This window comes from uncultured Collinsella sp. (assembly GCF_959026545.1).
GTDB lineage: Bacteria > Actinomycetota > Coriobacteriia > Coriobacteriales > Coriobacteriaceae > Collinsella.
Genome location: NZ_CAUFLV010000003.1, coordinates 163761 through 180001 on the forward strand (window position 1 = coordinate 163761; position 16241 = coordinate 180001).

General features: G+C 63.8%; 10 protein-coding genes. 1 reads left to right on the plus strand and 9 read right to left on the minus strand.

The window, feature by feature from the left end; genetic code table 11:
- Positions 1-2: 2 nt before the first annotated feature.
- From prfB to Q5Q88_RS02840, 9 genes are all read right to left on the minus strand, one after another.
- Entirely contained in the window at positions 3-1133 is a 1131-nt protein-coding gene (gene prfB / locus Q5Q88_RS02800; RefSeq protein WP_302741712.1) for a peptide chain release factor 2, read from the minus strand.
- On the minus strand, positions 1133-4108 hold the full coding sequence (gene secA / locus Q5Q88_RS02805) for a preprotein translocase subunit SecA (RefSeq protein WP_118653589.1): 2976 nt from the start codon (positions 4106-4108) through the stop codon (positions 1133-1135). Before secA ends, prfB begins: the two co-directional genes overlap by 1 nt.
- 337 nt (positions 4109-4445) lie before the next feature.
- Positions 4446-4886 (minus strand): 50S ribosomal protein L31, encoded by a 441-nt coding sequence (gene rpmE, locus Q5Q88_RS02810; protein WP_118653590.1) that lies wholly within the window; start codon positions 4884-4886, stop codon positions 4446-4448.
- Between the two features lie 181 nt (positions 4887-5067).
- Positions 5068-6516 (minus strand): citrate synthase, encoded by a 1449-nt coding sequence (locus Q5Q88_RS02815; RefSeq protein ID WP_294122516.1) that lies wholly within the window; start codon positions 6514-6516, stop codon positions 5068-5070.
- A gap of 116 nt (positions 6517-6632) precedes the next feature.
- Positions 6633-6920: an ACT domain-containing protein gene (locus Q5Q88_RS02820; RefSeq protein ID WP_118653592.1), complete on the minus strand. Its 288-nt coding sequence runs from the start codon at positions 6918-6920 to the stop codon at positions 6633-6635.
- 226 nt (positions 6921-7146) lie between these two features.
- Entirely contained in the window at positions 7147-7950 is an 804-nt protein-coding gene (locus Q5Q88_RS02825; RefSeq protein ID WP_302741715.1) for a Cof-type HAD-IIB family hydrolase, read from the minus strand.
- Between the two features lie 177 nt (positions 7951-8127).
- Positions 8128-10011 carry an adenine deaminase gene (locus Q5Q88_RS02830; protein ID WP_302741717.1) on the minus strand — a complete coding sequence of 628 codons (1884 nt, stop codon included), beginning with the start codon at positions 10009-10011 and terminating at the stop codon, positions 8128-8130.
- Positions 10012-10330: 319 nt separating this feature from the next.
- Positions 10331-11545, minus strand: a complete 1215-nt coding sequence (gene tyrS, locus Q5Q88_RS02835) for a tyrosine--tRNA ligase (RefSeq protein ID WP_302741718.1) — start codon at positions 11543-11545, stop codon at positions 10331-10333.
- 113 nt (positions 11546-11658) lie between these two features.
- Entirely contained in the window at positions 11659-13755 is a 2097-nt protein-coding gene (locus Q5Q88_RS02840; protein WP_294159518.1) for a U32 family peptidase, read from the minus strand.
- 181 nt (positions 13756-13936) lie between these two features.
- Here Q5Q88_RS02840 and Q5Q88_RS02845 point away from each other — a divergent pair, with 181 nt between their 5' ends.
- Positions 13937-16156: a transglycosylase domain-containing protein gene (locus Q5Q88_RS02845; protein ID WP_302741719.1), complete on the plus strand. Its 2220-nt coding sequence runs from the start codon at positions 13937-13939 to the stop codon at positions 16154-16156.
- The last annotated feature ends 85 nt before the right edge of the window (positions 16157-16241 follow it).

The following is a 16241-nucleotide window of genomic DNA, read 5'->3' on the forward strand; positions in this document are numbered from 1 at the left end:
CCTTACTCCGCCTGCTCGGTAGCCCAGCGGTGGTAGCCGATGATGAACGGATCGAGATCTCCGTCCTCGAGTACACCGTCCACGTTGCTTGTCTCCACGCCGCTGCGCAGGTCCTTCACCATCTGATAGGGGTACAGGACATAACTGCGAATCTGGTTGCCAAAGCCGATGTCGGTCTTGGGTCCGCGAATCTCGTCTAGCATCTCACCGCGCTTCTCGAGCTCCAGCTCGTACAGGCGTGCCTTCAGGATCTGCATACACGCCGCCTTGTTCTGGATCTGGCTACGCTCGTTTTGGCAGGTGACCACGATACCCGTGGGCATGTGCGTGACGCGAACGGCGGAGTCGGTGGTATTGACGCCCTGTCCACCAGGGCCACTCGCATGGTAGACGTCCACGCGAATGTCGTCGGGCGCAACCTCGATCTCGATGTCATCGGGCAGAACGGGGATGACCTCGACGCCGGCGAAGGTGGTCTGGCGGCGCTTCTTGGCATCCGTGGGGCTGATGCGCACCAGGCGGTGCACGCCCGCCTCGGCACGGAGCATGCCGAACGCGTCCTTGCCCTCGACCGTGATGGTGGCGCGGTCGATGCCGATGACCTCCGCTGCGGGGCAATCGTTCACCGTGACCTTCCAGCCACGACGGGCACAGTACTTCATGTACATCTTGAACAGCATGAAGGTCCAGTCTTGGGCCTCTAGGCCGCCCTGGCCGGGCTTGATGGACAAGATGGCGCTGCCGTGGTCGAACTCTCCCGTGAACCAGCTGGAAAGCTCCATCTCATCGATGGCGCGGGTAAGCTCCTCGGCAGCCGTCACGGCCTCCGCCACGAACTCGGCTCCGTCCTCCCCCATTTCCTCGGCCAGCTCGAGTGCGGCGCGGGCGTCGGAAAGACGCTCGTGCGCGCGGTCAACCAGCTCGACGTCGCCCTTCACCTGGGAGAGCTCCGCCATATGCGCGCGAGCAGCGTCGGCGTCATCCCAAAATCCCGGCGCAGAGCTGGCCTGCTCGAGCTCGGTCACACGACCCCTGGCCTCGTCGATATGCAGATACGCCTCGACCTCTGTCAAACGCGCGGCGAGGGCATCCAGCTCTGTCAGAATCGACTCAGCGCTTGCATCCGCCGCCATTAGCGATTCCTACCGTGGCAGTTCTTGAACTTCTTGCCGCTGCCGCACGGACACGGATCATTGCGACCCACGTTTGAGTACGGGTCGCCGCTTTGGTCTTTGCGGTACGTGCGCACGGTGGAACCGGCGTTACCCAAGGTCCCCTGGGGTGCCCGCCCAGCACCGGCGGTCACCGCCTGCTGCGCGGCCTGGCGCTGGATGGTGGATGAGCCGGTGTCGCCATCGACCTCGGCCGGACCGCTCATGCGGGCGCCGGCGAGGGCGGGGTTGCGCTCCCCCTCGATCCGCGCGCGGGCGGCATCGGGGTTCTTGAACTCGGCATGCATCACCGTGCGCAGATAGTCCTCGTACATGGTGTTGACGAGCGTCTGGAACGCACGGAACGCCTCGGTCTTGTATTCGACGAGCGGATCGCGCTGACCGAACCCACGCAAGCCGATGCCCTGCTTGAGATAGTCCATCTCCTGGAGGTAGCCCATCCAGCGGGTGTCGATGACACGCAGCATGACCTGGCAGTTGAGTTCCTGCATGAGGCCCTCGCCCAGGCGCTCGGCCTTGGCGTCGTAGGCCTTCTCCACAAACGCGAGCACCGCATCGCAGAGCTCCCCATAGGGGGCGTCCGCAAACTGAGGGGCATCCGGGCGTCCGGTGAGCTCCACGACCCACTTATGCAGACCTTCGAGATCACGCTCGCCCTCATGCGAGTCAACCGGGCAGAACTCGGTCACGCAGCGCTTGATGGTGTCGTCAATGACCTCGTCGATGTGGTTAGAGAGATCCTTGCCGTCCAAAATCTTGTTGCGCTCGGCGTAGATGACCTGACGCTGCTTGTTCATAACGTCATCGTACTCGAGGACGTTCTTGCGCATGGAGAAGTTGATGTTCTCGACTTTGCGCTGGGCGCCTTCCACGGCCTTGGAGATCATCTTGTGCTGAATGGGCATATCGTCGCCCATGTCGGACGCGATCATGAGGTTGGAGATCTTGTCCATGCGCTCGCCGCCGAACATGCGCATGAGGTCGTCCTCGAGCGAGAGATAGAACTGGGTCTCGCCGGGATCGCCCTGACGGCCGGCGCGGCCGCGAAGCTGGTTATCGATACGGCGGGATTCGTGGCGCTCGGTGCCGATCACCGTGAGGCCACCGGCGGCGACCACCTGGTCGTGCTCGGCGCTGCACACGGCCTTCGTCTTGCGCACCAGGTCCTCGTAGACACGGGCGATCTCGGCGAAGGTTGCGGTGTCGATATCGATGCCAAGTGCACGAATGCCTTCGAGTACCTGGTTGAAGACGGTGCGCTCCACCGGCTCGAGTTCCTTCTCGTCCTTGGCGAGCAGGCGCCAGTTGGCCTCGTGGAGGATGCGATCGAGCACCTCGGCGTCGATGCCGAAGTCGTAGCGCATGAGCTCGTCGCGCGCCATCTCCTCGGCGTTGCCGCCGAGTAGGATGTCCGTTCCGCGGCCGGCCATGTTGGTGGCGATGGTGACGGCGCCCAAGCGTCCCGCCTGGGCCACGATCTGTGCCTCGCGCTCGTGGAACTTGGCGTTCAGGACCTCGTGCTTGATGCCGCGCTTGTTGAGCAGGCGGGAGAGGCGCTCGGAGCTTTCGATGGAGACGGTGCCCACCAGCACGGGCTGGCCGTTCGCGTGGCGCACCTCGATCTCGCTGGCGACGGCGTTGAACTTGGCGTCGATGGTGCGGTACACCAGGTCATCGTGGTCGACGCGGGCGACGGGTCGGTTGGTGGGGATCACCTGGACCGGCAGGTTGTAGATCTCGCGGAACTCGGCGTCCTCGGTGATGGCGGTACCGGTCATGCCGGAGAGCTTGTCGTACAGGCGGAAATAATTCTGCAGCGTGATGGTGGCGAGCGTCTGGTTCTCCTCGCGCACGAGCACGCCTTCTTTCGCCTCGATCGCCTGGTGCAGACCCTCGGAGTAGCGGCGACCCTCCATGATGCGACCCGTGAACTCGTCGACGATCTTGACCTCGCCGTTGGTGACGACGTACTGCTTATCGCGATGGAACATGTACTGCGCCTTGAGCGCCTGCTGCAGGTGGTTGACGAGGGCGCCGGAGAGGTCGCTGTAGATGTCGTCGATGCCGAGGCGCTGCTCGATCTTCTTCAAGCCCTGCTCAGTGGCGGCGATGGTGTGCTTGGCCTCGTCCATGACGAAGTCTCCGGTCGCCTCCACGGGCTCACCGGCAGCGAGCATGTCGAACTGGGCCTCCTCACCCTGCGTGAGGCCGCGCACGGCACGGGCGAAATCCTTGTAGGTGCTGGCGCTCTTGGTGCCCGCGCCCGAGATGATGAGCGGGGTGCGCGCCTCGTCGATGAGAATGGAGTCGACCTCGTCGACGATGGCGAAGGCGTGATCGCGCTGGACGCGCTGGCCGGCGCGCAAAACCATGTTGTCGCGCAGGTAGTCAAAACCAAATTCGGAATTGGTACCGTAGATGACATCGCACTGATAGGCGTCGCGCTTGTCGGATAGCGGCATGCCGTTTTGAAGCAGACCCACCTTGAGTCCGAGGAAGCGGTAGATGGAGCCCATCCACTCGGAGTCGCGCTTGGCAAGGTAATCGTTGACCGTGACGACATGCACGCCTTTGCCGGAAAGCGCGTTCAGGTAGCCGGCGAGCGTGGACACGAGCGTCTTGCCCTCGCCCGTCTTCATCTCGGCGATCTGCCCCTCGTGCAGAGCCATGCCGCCGATGAGCTGCACATCGAAGTGGCGAAGACCGATGGTGCGCTTGGACGCCTCGCGCACGACGGCAAACGCCTCGGGCAGCAAGGCGTCGAGCGTCTCCCCGGCGGCCAGGCGGTCGCGGAACACACGCGTTTGGTCACGGAGTTCCTCGTCGCCCATGCCCTCATACGCGGGCTCGAGCGCGTTGATGGCGTCGACGGTCTTCCAATAGCGCTTGAGGTCCTTGTCGGAGCCGAAGGACAGCAGCTTAGAAACGAATCCCATGTGGTTTCCTCTTCACGATGCGCCAGAGCGGGCAGCGCACATTCGCGCGCGATACTCGCGTTGACGCATAGACACAGTTAAGGAAACTTTAGCCAAATGGCGCACAAGCTATGCGCAGGATGTATGTGCACACAAAACGACCCTGTACACGGCGGCGGGCCGAGTGAGCGCAAAACCTACGTTTGCGATGGTCCAGACGTTGGTTTTGCGCTCACTCGATTCGAATACCGGAAAACGTTACGGATATCGCCGAAAGGCGGGGAAAAAGATGATCGCAAAATGAAAACCCCGCACCCAGATGGGCGCGGGGTTTCACGCGTACGTCTAAAGGCGAAGGCTACTCGGCGACCTCAGCGGTCTCCTCGGCAGCGACCTCGGCCTCAGCGGCAGCCTCCTCGGCAGGAGCCTCAGCGGCCTTCTTGGCGGCCTCAGCGGCGGCCTTCTTCTCGTACTCAGCGGCACGCTTGGCCTTCTCGGCGGCCTTGGCCTCGCGCTCGGCGGCCTTCTTGGCAGCGGCCTCCTCGGCAGCGGCCTGCTTGGCGGCCTTCTTGGCGGCCTCGCGCTCGAGGGCGGCCTGAGCGGCGCCACCGAACTTGTCGGCGAATCGCTGGACGCGTCCACCGGTGTCGACGAACTTCTGCTGGCCGGTGTAGAACGGATGGCACTCGTTGCAGAGTTCGACCTGGATCTCGGACTTGGTGGAATGGGTCTTGAAGGTGTTGCCGCAGCTGCAGCGCACCGTGCACTCCACATACTCGGGATGGATGCCAGACTTCATGGCAGGGCTCCTCTTCTGGTCACGTCCTGGTTACCGACCAGGACAAAGGGGTGACTTGGTTTCCGACCAAGTCAAAATAGCTTGTCAATGCTACCACACGCACCGCGCGGCAGCGAACGTGCACAAAAGGTCCATGGGCGCATGGGGGCAGCGTGCCTCACCGCGTTCCTTATGCGAGGACCTACCCCGCCAAGCACTCGCGGCGGCCCTTGCGCTCAGCCAGCGGCACGTATCTGCCCGACTCGAGCACCGAGCGATACGCGGGGCGGATGATGCGGTGCGCGCAGATGAGCTCCTCCATGCGGTGTGCCGCCCAACCGGCAGTGCGTGCCACGGCGAACAACGGGGTGAACAGGGTGTCGGGGATACCCAGCATCTTGTAGATGAAGCCCGTGTACAAGTCGATGTTCGCGCAGATGGGCTTGGTGGTACCACGCACATCGGCCATCACCTGCGGGGCGAGCTTCTCGATGCGCTCGATCAGCTCGAATTCCTCCCCCATGCCCTTGGCGTGGGCCAGGCCGCGGGCATAGCGCTTGCACAGCACGGCGCGCGGGTCAGACAGGGTATAGACCGCGTGCCCCATGCCGTAGATAAGACCGCTGCCGTCGAAGGCCTGGCGGCGCAAGATCTTCTCCAGGTACGCGGCGAGCTCATCCTCATCATCCCAATTAGTCACGTGCGCGCGGATGTCCTCGTGCATCGCCACAACCTTAGCGTTGGCGCCGCCGTGGCGCGGACCCTTGAGCGAGCCGATGGCGGCGGCATAAGCGGAATACGCATCCGTTGCGGAGCTGGACAGCACGCGGCAGGCGAACGTCGAGTTGTTACCGCCGCCGTGCTCGGCATGGAGCATGAGCATGACGTCGAGCAGCATGGCCTCGGCGCGGGTATACCCGTCCTCGCCGCGAAGGATCTGCAAAATCGCCTCAGCCGTGGAGAAGCCGGGCTCCGGAATGGGAACGGGCGCACGCTTGCCGCTCACCTGGGCGGTGCGGAACGTCTGGGCAAAGGCGGCAAGACGGGGCAGACGGGACAGCAGCGAGATGGCGACGTCGACCTCGTGCTCGGGCGTTATGGAATCCGGATCGGAGTCGAAGGCGTAGAGCAGCAGCACGGCGCGCTGCAGCGCATTCATGATCGAGGGGCTCACCGTGGTGATGGGAAACTGACGCACGAACTCACTCGACAGATGACGATACGCGCCCAGGCGACCGTTGAAATCGTCGAGTTCGCTGGCAGTGGGCAGCTCGCCGGTGATGAGCAGATACGCGACCTCCTCATACCCAAAACGGTCCTCCTTCTGGGCATTCTCTATAAGGTCCTCGATGTCGTAACCACGCAGGATAAGATGGCCCTCGTCGGGCACGACCCGACCGTCGACCACGTTGTATCCGTGCACGTCCGAGATACGCGTGAGGCCGGCGACCACGCCGGAGCCGTCCGCATTGCGCAGGCCGCGCTTCACGTTGTGGGTGCGGAACAGGTCCTCGGAGTATTCCTCAGAGGGAATATCGTGGTAGAGACGGTCGGAATTCTCATCAACGCGGCGGCTCGCCTCGTAATCGAGAACCAAGCGGCTCAGGTGATCGTCGAAGCGATAGTAGATGTTGTGGGCGTCGTACGACATAGCGGGCTCCTTATTTGGCAAGCGCCCCGGCATATCGCCGGGGCGAACGAGGAACGATGGACGGAGTCGAGGATCACGCCGTGCGCAAACATGCACCCGTCACCAAATGGCACAGGCTACAGGCGGTACATGAACTGGAAGACATCCTCGCGCTGCATCTCGACGGTGACGCCGAGCTCATCACCCTTAGCGGAAAGCGCCTCTTGGAGCTCGGAGAAGCCGAGCGTCGAGGCGGACACGTCGGCGATGAGGGTCATGGTGAAGATGTCCTCGATGATGCTTTGCGTGATGTCGCGGATATCGACGCTCGCCTCGGATAGGACGCACGTCATGCCGGCGACGATGCCGGGGCGGTTCTTACCGAGGACAGTGATGACGACGCGGCTGGAAGAGGTCTCTGCCATGGGGTTCCTTTCGGGTCATGCGGCGATGCCGCCCAAATCGTTGCAAAGTGCCCGCCCTCGACGGCGTGCGGAAGACGGGTGGAGCCACGCGGCGCTAAGCCAGCATCCGGCATGTCCAAGCGCACTCCATTGCGATGCAGTGTTCCCAGTCTAGCCGATTTCGCGTGTCACAAGGCACGCCGAGACCCCCGCATCGACAAATGCAATCAAATTGCAAATCTCCGCGTTACCGCAGCGACTCGAGGACTCGGCGCATCTCCGCCTGCACGGCATGGTCGGCGTTGCACCCAACGACCCTGTCGGCGACAGCCTGCAAGGCGGGGCGGCCGTTGGCCATTGCGCAACCCGTGCCGACAAATCGGATAATCTCGTAATCGTTCATCGCGTCTCCAAAGGCCATGACCTCATCACGCTCGATGCCGTAATGGTCCATGAGCAACGCGATGCCCGACGCCTTGGACACCCCGGGCTGCATCGCGTCGATATAGGAGTTGCCCGAAGGCGCGAAAGTGAACAGATCGCCGAGCTCGCGCTGGAGGACATAGGCGTTGTCCATCACGTTACCATCGTCGCAAAAGATACTCGCCTTGATGATGTTGACCTTCGGCGACGGAAGCTCATAGATACGCTCCGCATTGGGAAGGTCCTTATCGACCTCCCGTACAAATATGTCCTCATCGTCGAGCAGGTAGGACTTTGTACGATCGAATAACGCCAGATGCATGTTAGGAAACATGGCCACGGTCCGTGCCAGGCGGCGAATCGCCAGGTGCGAGTACACCTCTCGGTCAATCTGCACACCATCCGCGTAGACTTGGGCCCCGTTAGATGCGACGAAGTCCATGCTGTCCTTTATGGGGGCGAAGAACTCGCACAGTCGGTCATACCGCCTGCCCGAACTTGCCGCAAAGTGAACGCCGTACTCCTTGAGTTCGAGGATGAGATCGTATGTCTCGGCGGGAACTATTCCGCTCTCGTCGAGGAGGGTGCCGTCCATGTCGGAGGCGATGAGCTTGATGTGTCGTGCCATGATGACGCTTCCTTACGCGTACAGGCCCCGCGGCAGCCATGCGGCCGCGGGGCGCAACCTGTCGAGAAGCGTACCCCCATGAAGCCGGACGCAAGCACCACTCACCAAAAGAGCCCGAAACCCTTACCCAGCACTTTTTTTTGGGGCCTTGCTAAGGGAGCCGGGAGGCGTCACAAACTACTCGGCGTAGGCGAACGTGGTGACGTCGAACATGCCCTCGGGGCGGATGCGCAGGGTGGGGATAACCGGCAGCGGCAGGAAGATCATGCCCATGATGGGGTCGAGCGGGGGCTCGATGCCCATCGCGCGCCCGGCGTCCATGAAGGCGTCGTGCTCACGCGCGACCTCCTCGGCCGTCTTGTCACTCATGAGACCACCGAGCGGCAGGTCGATCTTGGCCCTGACCTCGCCATCGCGCACAAGAACAAAGCCGCCCTGCCCCACCGCGCGCACGGCGGCGAGCATGTCGGTGGGGTTATCACCCACCACGCAGACGTTATGGGAGTCGTGGCCGATGGTGCTCGCGATGGCACCGCGGATGGCAAAGCCGCGCACCCACCCCTGCCCGATGTGCCTGCCCGCGAGCCCCGTGCCCGGCGCGCCATCGCCGTCGATGCCGGCGCCCTGCGCCTCGACGCCGCGCCCGTGCCGCTCGATGAGCATGATGCGGCGAAGGCCCTCGGCGGACTCGGGGCGCGCCATGCCGGTGACGGCGTTGCCGGGAATCACGTCGATGACGGCCTCGCCGGGGCGGAACACGTAGGAGAAGACGTCGAGCGAGAGCTCGGGCAGCCGGACGGAGTTGCGCAAGCGGAACTCCAGCTTGTCGAGGCCGCGACGCGAGCCGGCCGACGCGACCGTCCCCACAAAGACGCCGTCTTCGGCAACGAGCTCGCCCGCGCTGTACACGCGATGCGGCGCGGTCTCGAACGCGAGGTCGTCGAGCAGCAGGATGTCCGCCCGCTTGCCCGGGGCGATGGCGCCGCGACGGTGAAGCGCACACAGCCTGCCATGGTCGAAGCCGAAGACATCGGCAGTTGAGAGCGTTGCCATGGAGATGGCGACCACCGGGTCGATGCCCGCCTCGACGGCGGCGCGGCAGGCGTTGTCGATCATGCCGATGTTGAGGGCGTCCGAGGGGGCGCGGTCGTCCGTGGCAAAGCAGCAGCGGCGCGCGAGCGCGGGGTTCTCGACGATGAGCGGGGCGAGGTTCGCAAGGTCGTGGCTGCAGGTGCCCTCGCGCAGCATTACGTACATGCCGCGGGAGAGCTCGTCGAGGGCCTCCTCGACGCCCGTGTTCTCGTGGTCGGCGATGATGCCCGCGGCGACGTAGGCGTTGAGGTCGTTGCCGCACGCCATGGGCGCATGGCCGTCCACCTGGCCGGATGCGGTCTTCGCGCCCACCGCGATGCGGCGGCAGGTCTCCTCGTCCGCGCCGTACACGCCGGGCAGGTTCATCATCTCGCCCAAGCCGAAGATCGCACCGTGATGCTCGTTCATAAAGGCTTCCATGTCCGCCGCGGTGATCACGGCTCCGGCCTGCTCGTCAGGCAGGGCGGGCACGCAGGAGGGCATCATGAACTTGATGTCGAGCGGCGCACGGGAGGCGTCCTCGATCATGAACGCAAGGCCCTCGAGGCCGCATACGTTGGCGATCTCGTGGCTGTCGGCGATGGCGGTGGTGGTGCCCCGGGTGAGCGCCATGCGGGCGTACTCGGACGGGCGAATGTTGGAGCTCTCGATGTGCAGGTGGCCGTCGATGAAACCGGGGGCGAGGTAGCGGCCCTCGCAATCGACGACGCGGGCGGCCTCCCAGGCGGGAACGGACGCGTCTGCGCAGTCGCGCCCCTCGAACAGGACGCCCGCGATGCAGCCGCATGTAACCGCGACCTGACCGCGTGCCACGCGCAAACGGTACACGTCGACGATCTGCGCGTTCACGAACACCGTGTCCGCCGGCACGCGACCCTCCGCCGTGTCGATGAGAGCCTGCATCAATTTGACCAGATTGGGTTCCATATCCTTGGCACCGCCCTTCATGTGAGCCGTCATTTCATCCATGGTACCCAATGCGGCAGCCGAACCGATGCGAAAGGAGCGTTGCCTTTTTGGTCGTGGCCCCTTCACGGCTGATCGCAGGCGCAGCCTTTCCGCGAGCGAGCGCATCGGGAAACCGCTCCTGAATGGGGTTCGTTTCGCAAGGGCACCCAAACGCTTATCAAAACAAAAAGTCGACCGAGAAAACCGGTCGACCTTTCTTCAATATCCGGATACCGGATGCGAGCGCGGACGAAGGGCGCCTCGACGCTATTGCGGTCCAAAGGACGTACAGGCGCCGCCGCCATCCGAGGACAGGGAGTCGTACACGCAGGGGCACGCCCTACGCCAGGCGGGCGAAGTGGCGCTTGCCGACCTGCAGGACCGTGCCGGGCTTGAGGGCCGCGGGGTCCACGTTGTAGGTCTTGGGTGCGATGGCCTCGCCGTCGAGCTTGACGCCGCCGCCGTCGATGTCGCGACGAGCCTGGCCGGCGCTCGGGACCAGACCGGCGGCCTGCAGCACGGCGGGCAGGTACACGAGACCCTCGTCATTGACGGAGACCTCGACGGAAACCTCGGCGATGTCGGTGGGAAGGTCGTGATTCTTGTGAACGCGGTCGAACTCGGCCTCGGCTGCCACGGCGTCCTCGGCGGAGTGATAGGTGGTCACCAAATCACGGCCAAGAGCGCGCTTGAGCTCGTAGGGGTTGGCGGAGCCGTCGGCCAGCGCGGCATCGATGGCGTCGACCTCGGCGGGCGCGAGCGAGCTTGCCAAGCGATAGTACTTGCCGATCATCTCGTCCGGAATCGACATGGTCTTGCCGAACATATCGGCCGGCGCATCGGTGAGGCCGATGTAGTTGCCGTAGGACTTGGACATCTTGCGGGTGCCATCGGTGCCCTCGAGCAGCGGCATGGTGAGCGCGATCTGCGGCTCCATACCCATCTTCTCCATGAGCTCGCGGCCGGCGAGGAGGTTGAAGAGCTGGTCGCTGCCGCCCATCTCGACGTCGGCCTCGATCTTGACCGAGTCGTACGCCTGCATGATGGGGTACAGGAACTCGTGCAGCGCGATGGGCGTCTGGGACTGATAGCGCTTGGTAAAGTCATCGCGCTCGAGAATGCGGGCGACGGTAAACTTGGAGGCGATGGAGAGGAGCTCCTTGAGGTCCATGGGGAACATCCAGTCGCCGTTGTGGACGATGGTCGTCTTCTCGGGGTCGAGGATCTTCATGGCCTGGGAGACGTAAGTCGCGGCGTTGGCCTCGACCTCCTCCTGGGTGAGCTGAGGGCGCGTGGAATTCTTACCGGACGGGTCGCCAATGGTGGCGGTGCCGTTGCCGATGATGAGGGTCACGCGGTGGCCGAGGTCCTGGAACTGGCGCATCTTGCGCAGCGGGACGGCGTGGCCGAGATGCAGGTCGGGGCTGGTGGGGTCGACGCCGAGCTTGATGTTGAGCGGGACGCCGCGCTCGAGCTTCTTCTTGAGGTCCGCCTCGGGCACGATCTTGGCGGCGCCGGAGGTGATGATGCGCATCTGCTCGTCTACGGGCAACATAGGTGCACCTTTCTGCAAGGTCATAGCACCCTCGCCACGTGCCGACGGGAACTCGCGCGGACGGGCGGTGCTGGGGAACGACATATGGGCATTAGTGTAACGCAGAACCGCCCTCAGCGGTACAGCCGCGTCCTCCCCCGCTCGTCCACGCGCACCGCAAGACGGGCATCGGAGGCATTTCGGTCGAGCTCCACCAAAAAGCGATCGCCGCGCTCGCTCGCCAGGCGCCGGGAACACGTCGCGCATGCACCATCGCAGGGTCCCTCGGCAGTAAGTACGCAATGCTCCATGACCATCAGCGGAGTCGATCCGCTTGCGACCCGCGCAACGGGAACAGACACACCTGCAAGGCGGGCGGCATTCTGCACGCCGACAACATTTTCATCGGAAAGCTCCTCGGGCAACCAGATACGACGAGCGCCCAAACCCTGTAGGACGCGCGCCGTTTGTGCGTTCCACACATTGAGCGGCGGTGCGACCTCCCACGCAACTGCCGCCTCGCACGCAGCGTCGACTTGCCCGATGTTGCGACAGAGTAAGGCGTCGGCCTCGCCACGCGCAACCGCCGCGCATGCCTCGACCACGAACGGTATGTCCCCCGCTCGGCAGACCTCACCCAAATCGATGACGCCATCGAGCTCGCCTGCTTCGCGCACGGCATCCCCAGTTCCTTCCGCGGCTCCTCCCGCGGCTCTCGCCCCCTCGGCTCCTCCCGCAGCCCCGAGAGTTAACTCTCGATGAGCAAAATCGTTCATTTGCGCGCAATCGTGCCGCGAGAGTTCACTCTCGCGGACAGGTCGCCGCTCCGCCGGGGACAGATGCGGCGACTTACGGCGCGCGTGGGCGAATCGGCCTCCGTCGTCCAGACGCCCATCCCCCTCACACGGCTCCGTAAGGGCCGAGCCCAACGAGAGTTCCTCGTCTCGCACGATATCGACGGCGGCACGCGAGGCAGCAACCAGCGCAGCAGACCTAACCAGGTGAACCGCGCTGCCCACCTCGACTTTGCGCTTGCATCGCACGAACGCGCGGTCTTGGGCGCCCACGTTGGCCGGGCACGGGACGATCGGCCAGCGCTTGGGCACGTCGGCAGGGGCATTGGCACCTGGGGTCGAGCAAATCTCCAACATATCCCCGGCTGCGACCTCGCGGGTAAATCTCACCCATGCGCCCTCGTATCCGGGTTCATCTACGATGCCCACCTCAAGACCCTGGTTGATGGCGCGCTCTACGCTCATAAGCCCAGCCCCCGTCGCGGTGTGACCTCCACGCAGGTAGCCATCGGTGAATCCGCGATTGAACGACCGTGCGAGCCGTGCCTCCAACTCGTCCAGCTCGCACTCATCGAGCTCGACCCCGGCGAGCGCGGCATCGAGCGCCTCACGATAACAGCCCACGACGTTGTACACGTAATCGGGCCCCTTCATGCGACCCTCGATCTTAAGGGACGCGACTCCGGCGCCAACCAGCGCGGAAACATGACGGATCCCCAGGTAATCACGCGGGCACAGCAGGCGGTCGCCCTGTGCGGCGGAGCGTCCGGCGCCCCTCGCCTCGGAAACGTCCCGCTCCCACGCCCCGCCCGCGAGCAGACGGCCCTCATCGTCCTCAAGCGCATAGGCCAGACGACAGGGCTGGGTGCAGTCCCCGCGGTTGGCCGAACGCCCGCGCATGAGAGCCGAATAGGAGCACGCGCCCGAATAACAGATGCAGATGGCGCCATGACAGAACGCCTCGATGGGCGTTCCCCCAGCGCAAAGACCCGCGAGCTCCGCCAAGGACAATTCGCGCGCGCACGTCACGCGTGACACTCCCAGCTCGCGCACGGCAAGGCGGACGGCACCAACGGACTGCGCGCCCGTCTGCGTGGACAAGTGGAGCTCCACGCCGGGCAGCTCGCGATGAATGAGGTCGCACAGACCCACATCGGCGACGATCAGCGCATCGGCGCCCGCGTCAAGCGCGGCCGACGCAAGCTCCAGCGCAGAAGCGAGTTCGTCATCGTGCATGCAGACGTTCAGGGCCACATAAACACGTGAGCCATGTGCGTGGGCGAGGGCGCAGCCGCGCGAAAGCTCGGAGAGCGAGAACCCGCCGTTCGCCGCACGCGCATTAAAGGAGCCGAGCCCCACGTACACGGCATCCGCCCCCGCCGCAATCGCCGCTCGAAACGCATCCGGCGTGCCCGCCGGAGCCAGCAACTCGACCATACTCGATGCCTCCCCTCTCACGCGCCCCATCAACCTGTACGGCGCAATCTGAACGCTCCAACGTGTTTTTCGCATTGAGTAAGGATACCCGAGCGGACGTCTGCGCCGCTTGCGCTATCGTATGAATATCTATGTGTTACGGCTTTTGGGCACGCGCCCACCTGTATATGGGAGGTCGTTTATGGGTCATCGACAGCGCTACGCGCGCAGCCGCGCAAAAACGCACGCCGTCCCCGTCATCCTCGTCTCCGCTCTCGGCTTTTTGCTCGTGGCGGGCATCGCGTTCGGCATTGGCATGATCGGTAACGTGAACCGCTGGCTCTCCGATCTTCCCGACTACACGAATGCCGACGAGTACCTCGTGAGCGAGCCCACGCACATCCTTGACGCCGCGGGCAACGAGATCGCCGAGTTCTTTGTCCAGAACCGCGAGAGCGTCACCGCCGACCAGGTATCGCCGTGGGTTCTCCAGGGCACCGTCGACGTTGAGGACGAGCGCTTTTACGAGCATCCGGGCGTCGATATCATCGGCATCGGCCGCGCTGTGCTCGCGCAGCTCACCGGTCGCTCCGAGGGCGCCTCGACCATCACCCAGCAGCTCGTGCGTAATACCATCCTCTCGGAGGAGCAATTCGACCAGACCATCGAGCGTAAGGTGCGCGAGGCCTACATCGCCCTCGAAATGGAAAAGATCTATTCCAAAGACGAGATCTTGATGATGTACCTCAACTGCATCTACTACGGCCACGGAGCCTACGGCATCCAAGCCGCCTCACAAACGTACCTCTCCAAAAACGCGAGCGACCTCACGCTCGCCGAAGCAGCCCTACTCATCGGCCTACCCAACTCGCCCTCATACTACGACCCCACCGTTAATCCAGACGTCGCCGTCGAGCGACGCAACAAGGTGTTGGGCAACATGCTCCGCCTGGGCACCATCACCCAAGAAGAATACGACGCCGCCGTGGCCGAGCCGCTCGCGCTCAACGTGACCGAGGTCTCCGAGTCCGGCATCAACGTCTTCTCACAGCCGTACTTTGTCGACTACGTCAAAACCCTCCTTCAAGAGGAGTTCTCGACCGACGTCCTGTTCAAAGGCGGTCTCACCGTCAAGACGACGCTCGACCCCGCGGTGCAGCAGGCCGCTGAGACCGCCGCGGTGGAGAACATCAACAAGTACCCCGCCGCCGCACGCGACGCCAAGGACCTCGACATCGGCATGACGGTCATCGACCCTAAGACCGGGTACATCAAGGCGATGGTTGGCGGGCGCGATTACAACCGCGTCGAGGACGACGGCAGCGTCCTCCACATCAACCATGCGACTTCGCGCAACCAGCCCGGCTCATCGTTCAAGACGTTCACGCTCGCCACCGCCATCGAGATGGGCATGAACCCCAACATCACGATCAACTGCAACTCGCCGCTCACCTGGAAGATCGCCGGGCAGGCAGATTACGTGGCGCAAAACTACGGCAACCAGAGCATGGGCTACATCTCGCTCGCCCGCGCGACCGAGCTCTCGTCCAACACCGGCTACCTGCAGGTAGCAGAGACCATCGGCAACCAGAACATCATCGCCATGTGCAAGAAGCTTGGGCTCGACACCTCCGAGATGAACGATGTCCTGTCCATGACCCTTGGTACGGGCAGTTTCTCCACCGTTGAGATGGCATCCGCCTACGCCGTCTTCGCGAACGGTGGCTACTATCGTGAGCCCGTCGCGATCTCCGAGATCGTGGGGCGCGGCGGCAAAACCGTGTACAAGCACGAAGACGCTGGCAAGCAGGTCATTTCCGCTGGAGTGGCCGCAGCCGTGACCGATGTCCTCGAGGGCGTCATGACCAACGGCCTGGGCGCTCCTGGCAACCCGTACATGAACCAGCCCGTCGCCGGTAAGACTGGTACGGCCGGCACCGCGGACACCGCAACCAACCTGTGGTTTGTGGGCTACACCCCGCAGTATGCCACCGCAATCTGGGTGGGCGGCTACAACGGCACCGTCGACCTCGGTTCCCTTATGGGCAACCAGATGACGCTCCCGGTGTTCAAGAGCCTGATGCAACAGATTCTGAACGGGCTTGCTCGCGAGGAGTTCCCCACCGGAGAAACACCCACCTACAAGAAGGACTCCGAGTGGAAGTTCTCCAAGACCAACCCCAAGGGCGGAGACGAGAATGAGGAGACAGAGGAGAAGGAAGAGGAGACGACGGAGGAAACCGAACAGCAGCAGACCACGACGCCCACGCCGGAGCGGCCGACCACGCCTCAGGAGCCCACGACGCCTACTCCGGAACCCGAGCCTGAGCCCACGCCCGAACCCGAGCCTGAGGTGCCCGACGGCGGCACCACCGGTGGCGGTACAACGGGCGGCGGACAAACCACGACGCCAACCGCATAGGAGACAGCCATACAAAAACCCTCGTCCACAGTGAACTGCCTCCCATTTCTTGGACTGGAAAATAAAGTCCTCGAGATGGGAGGTT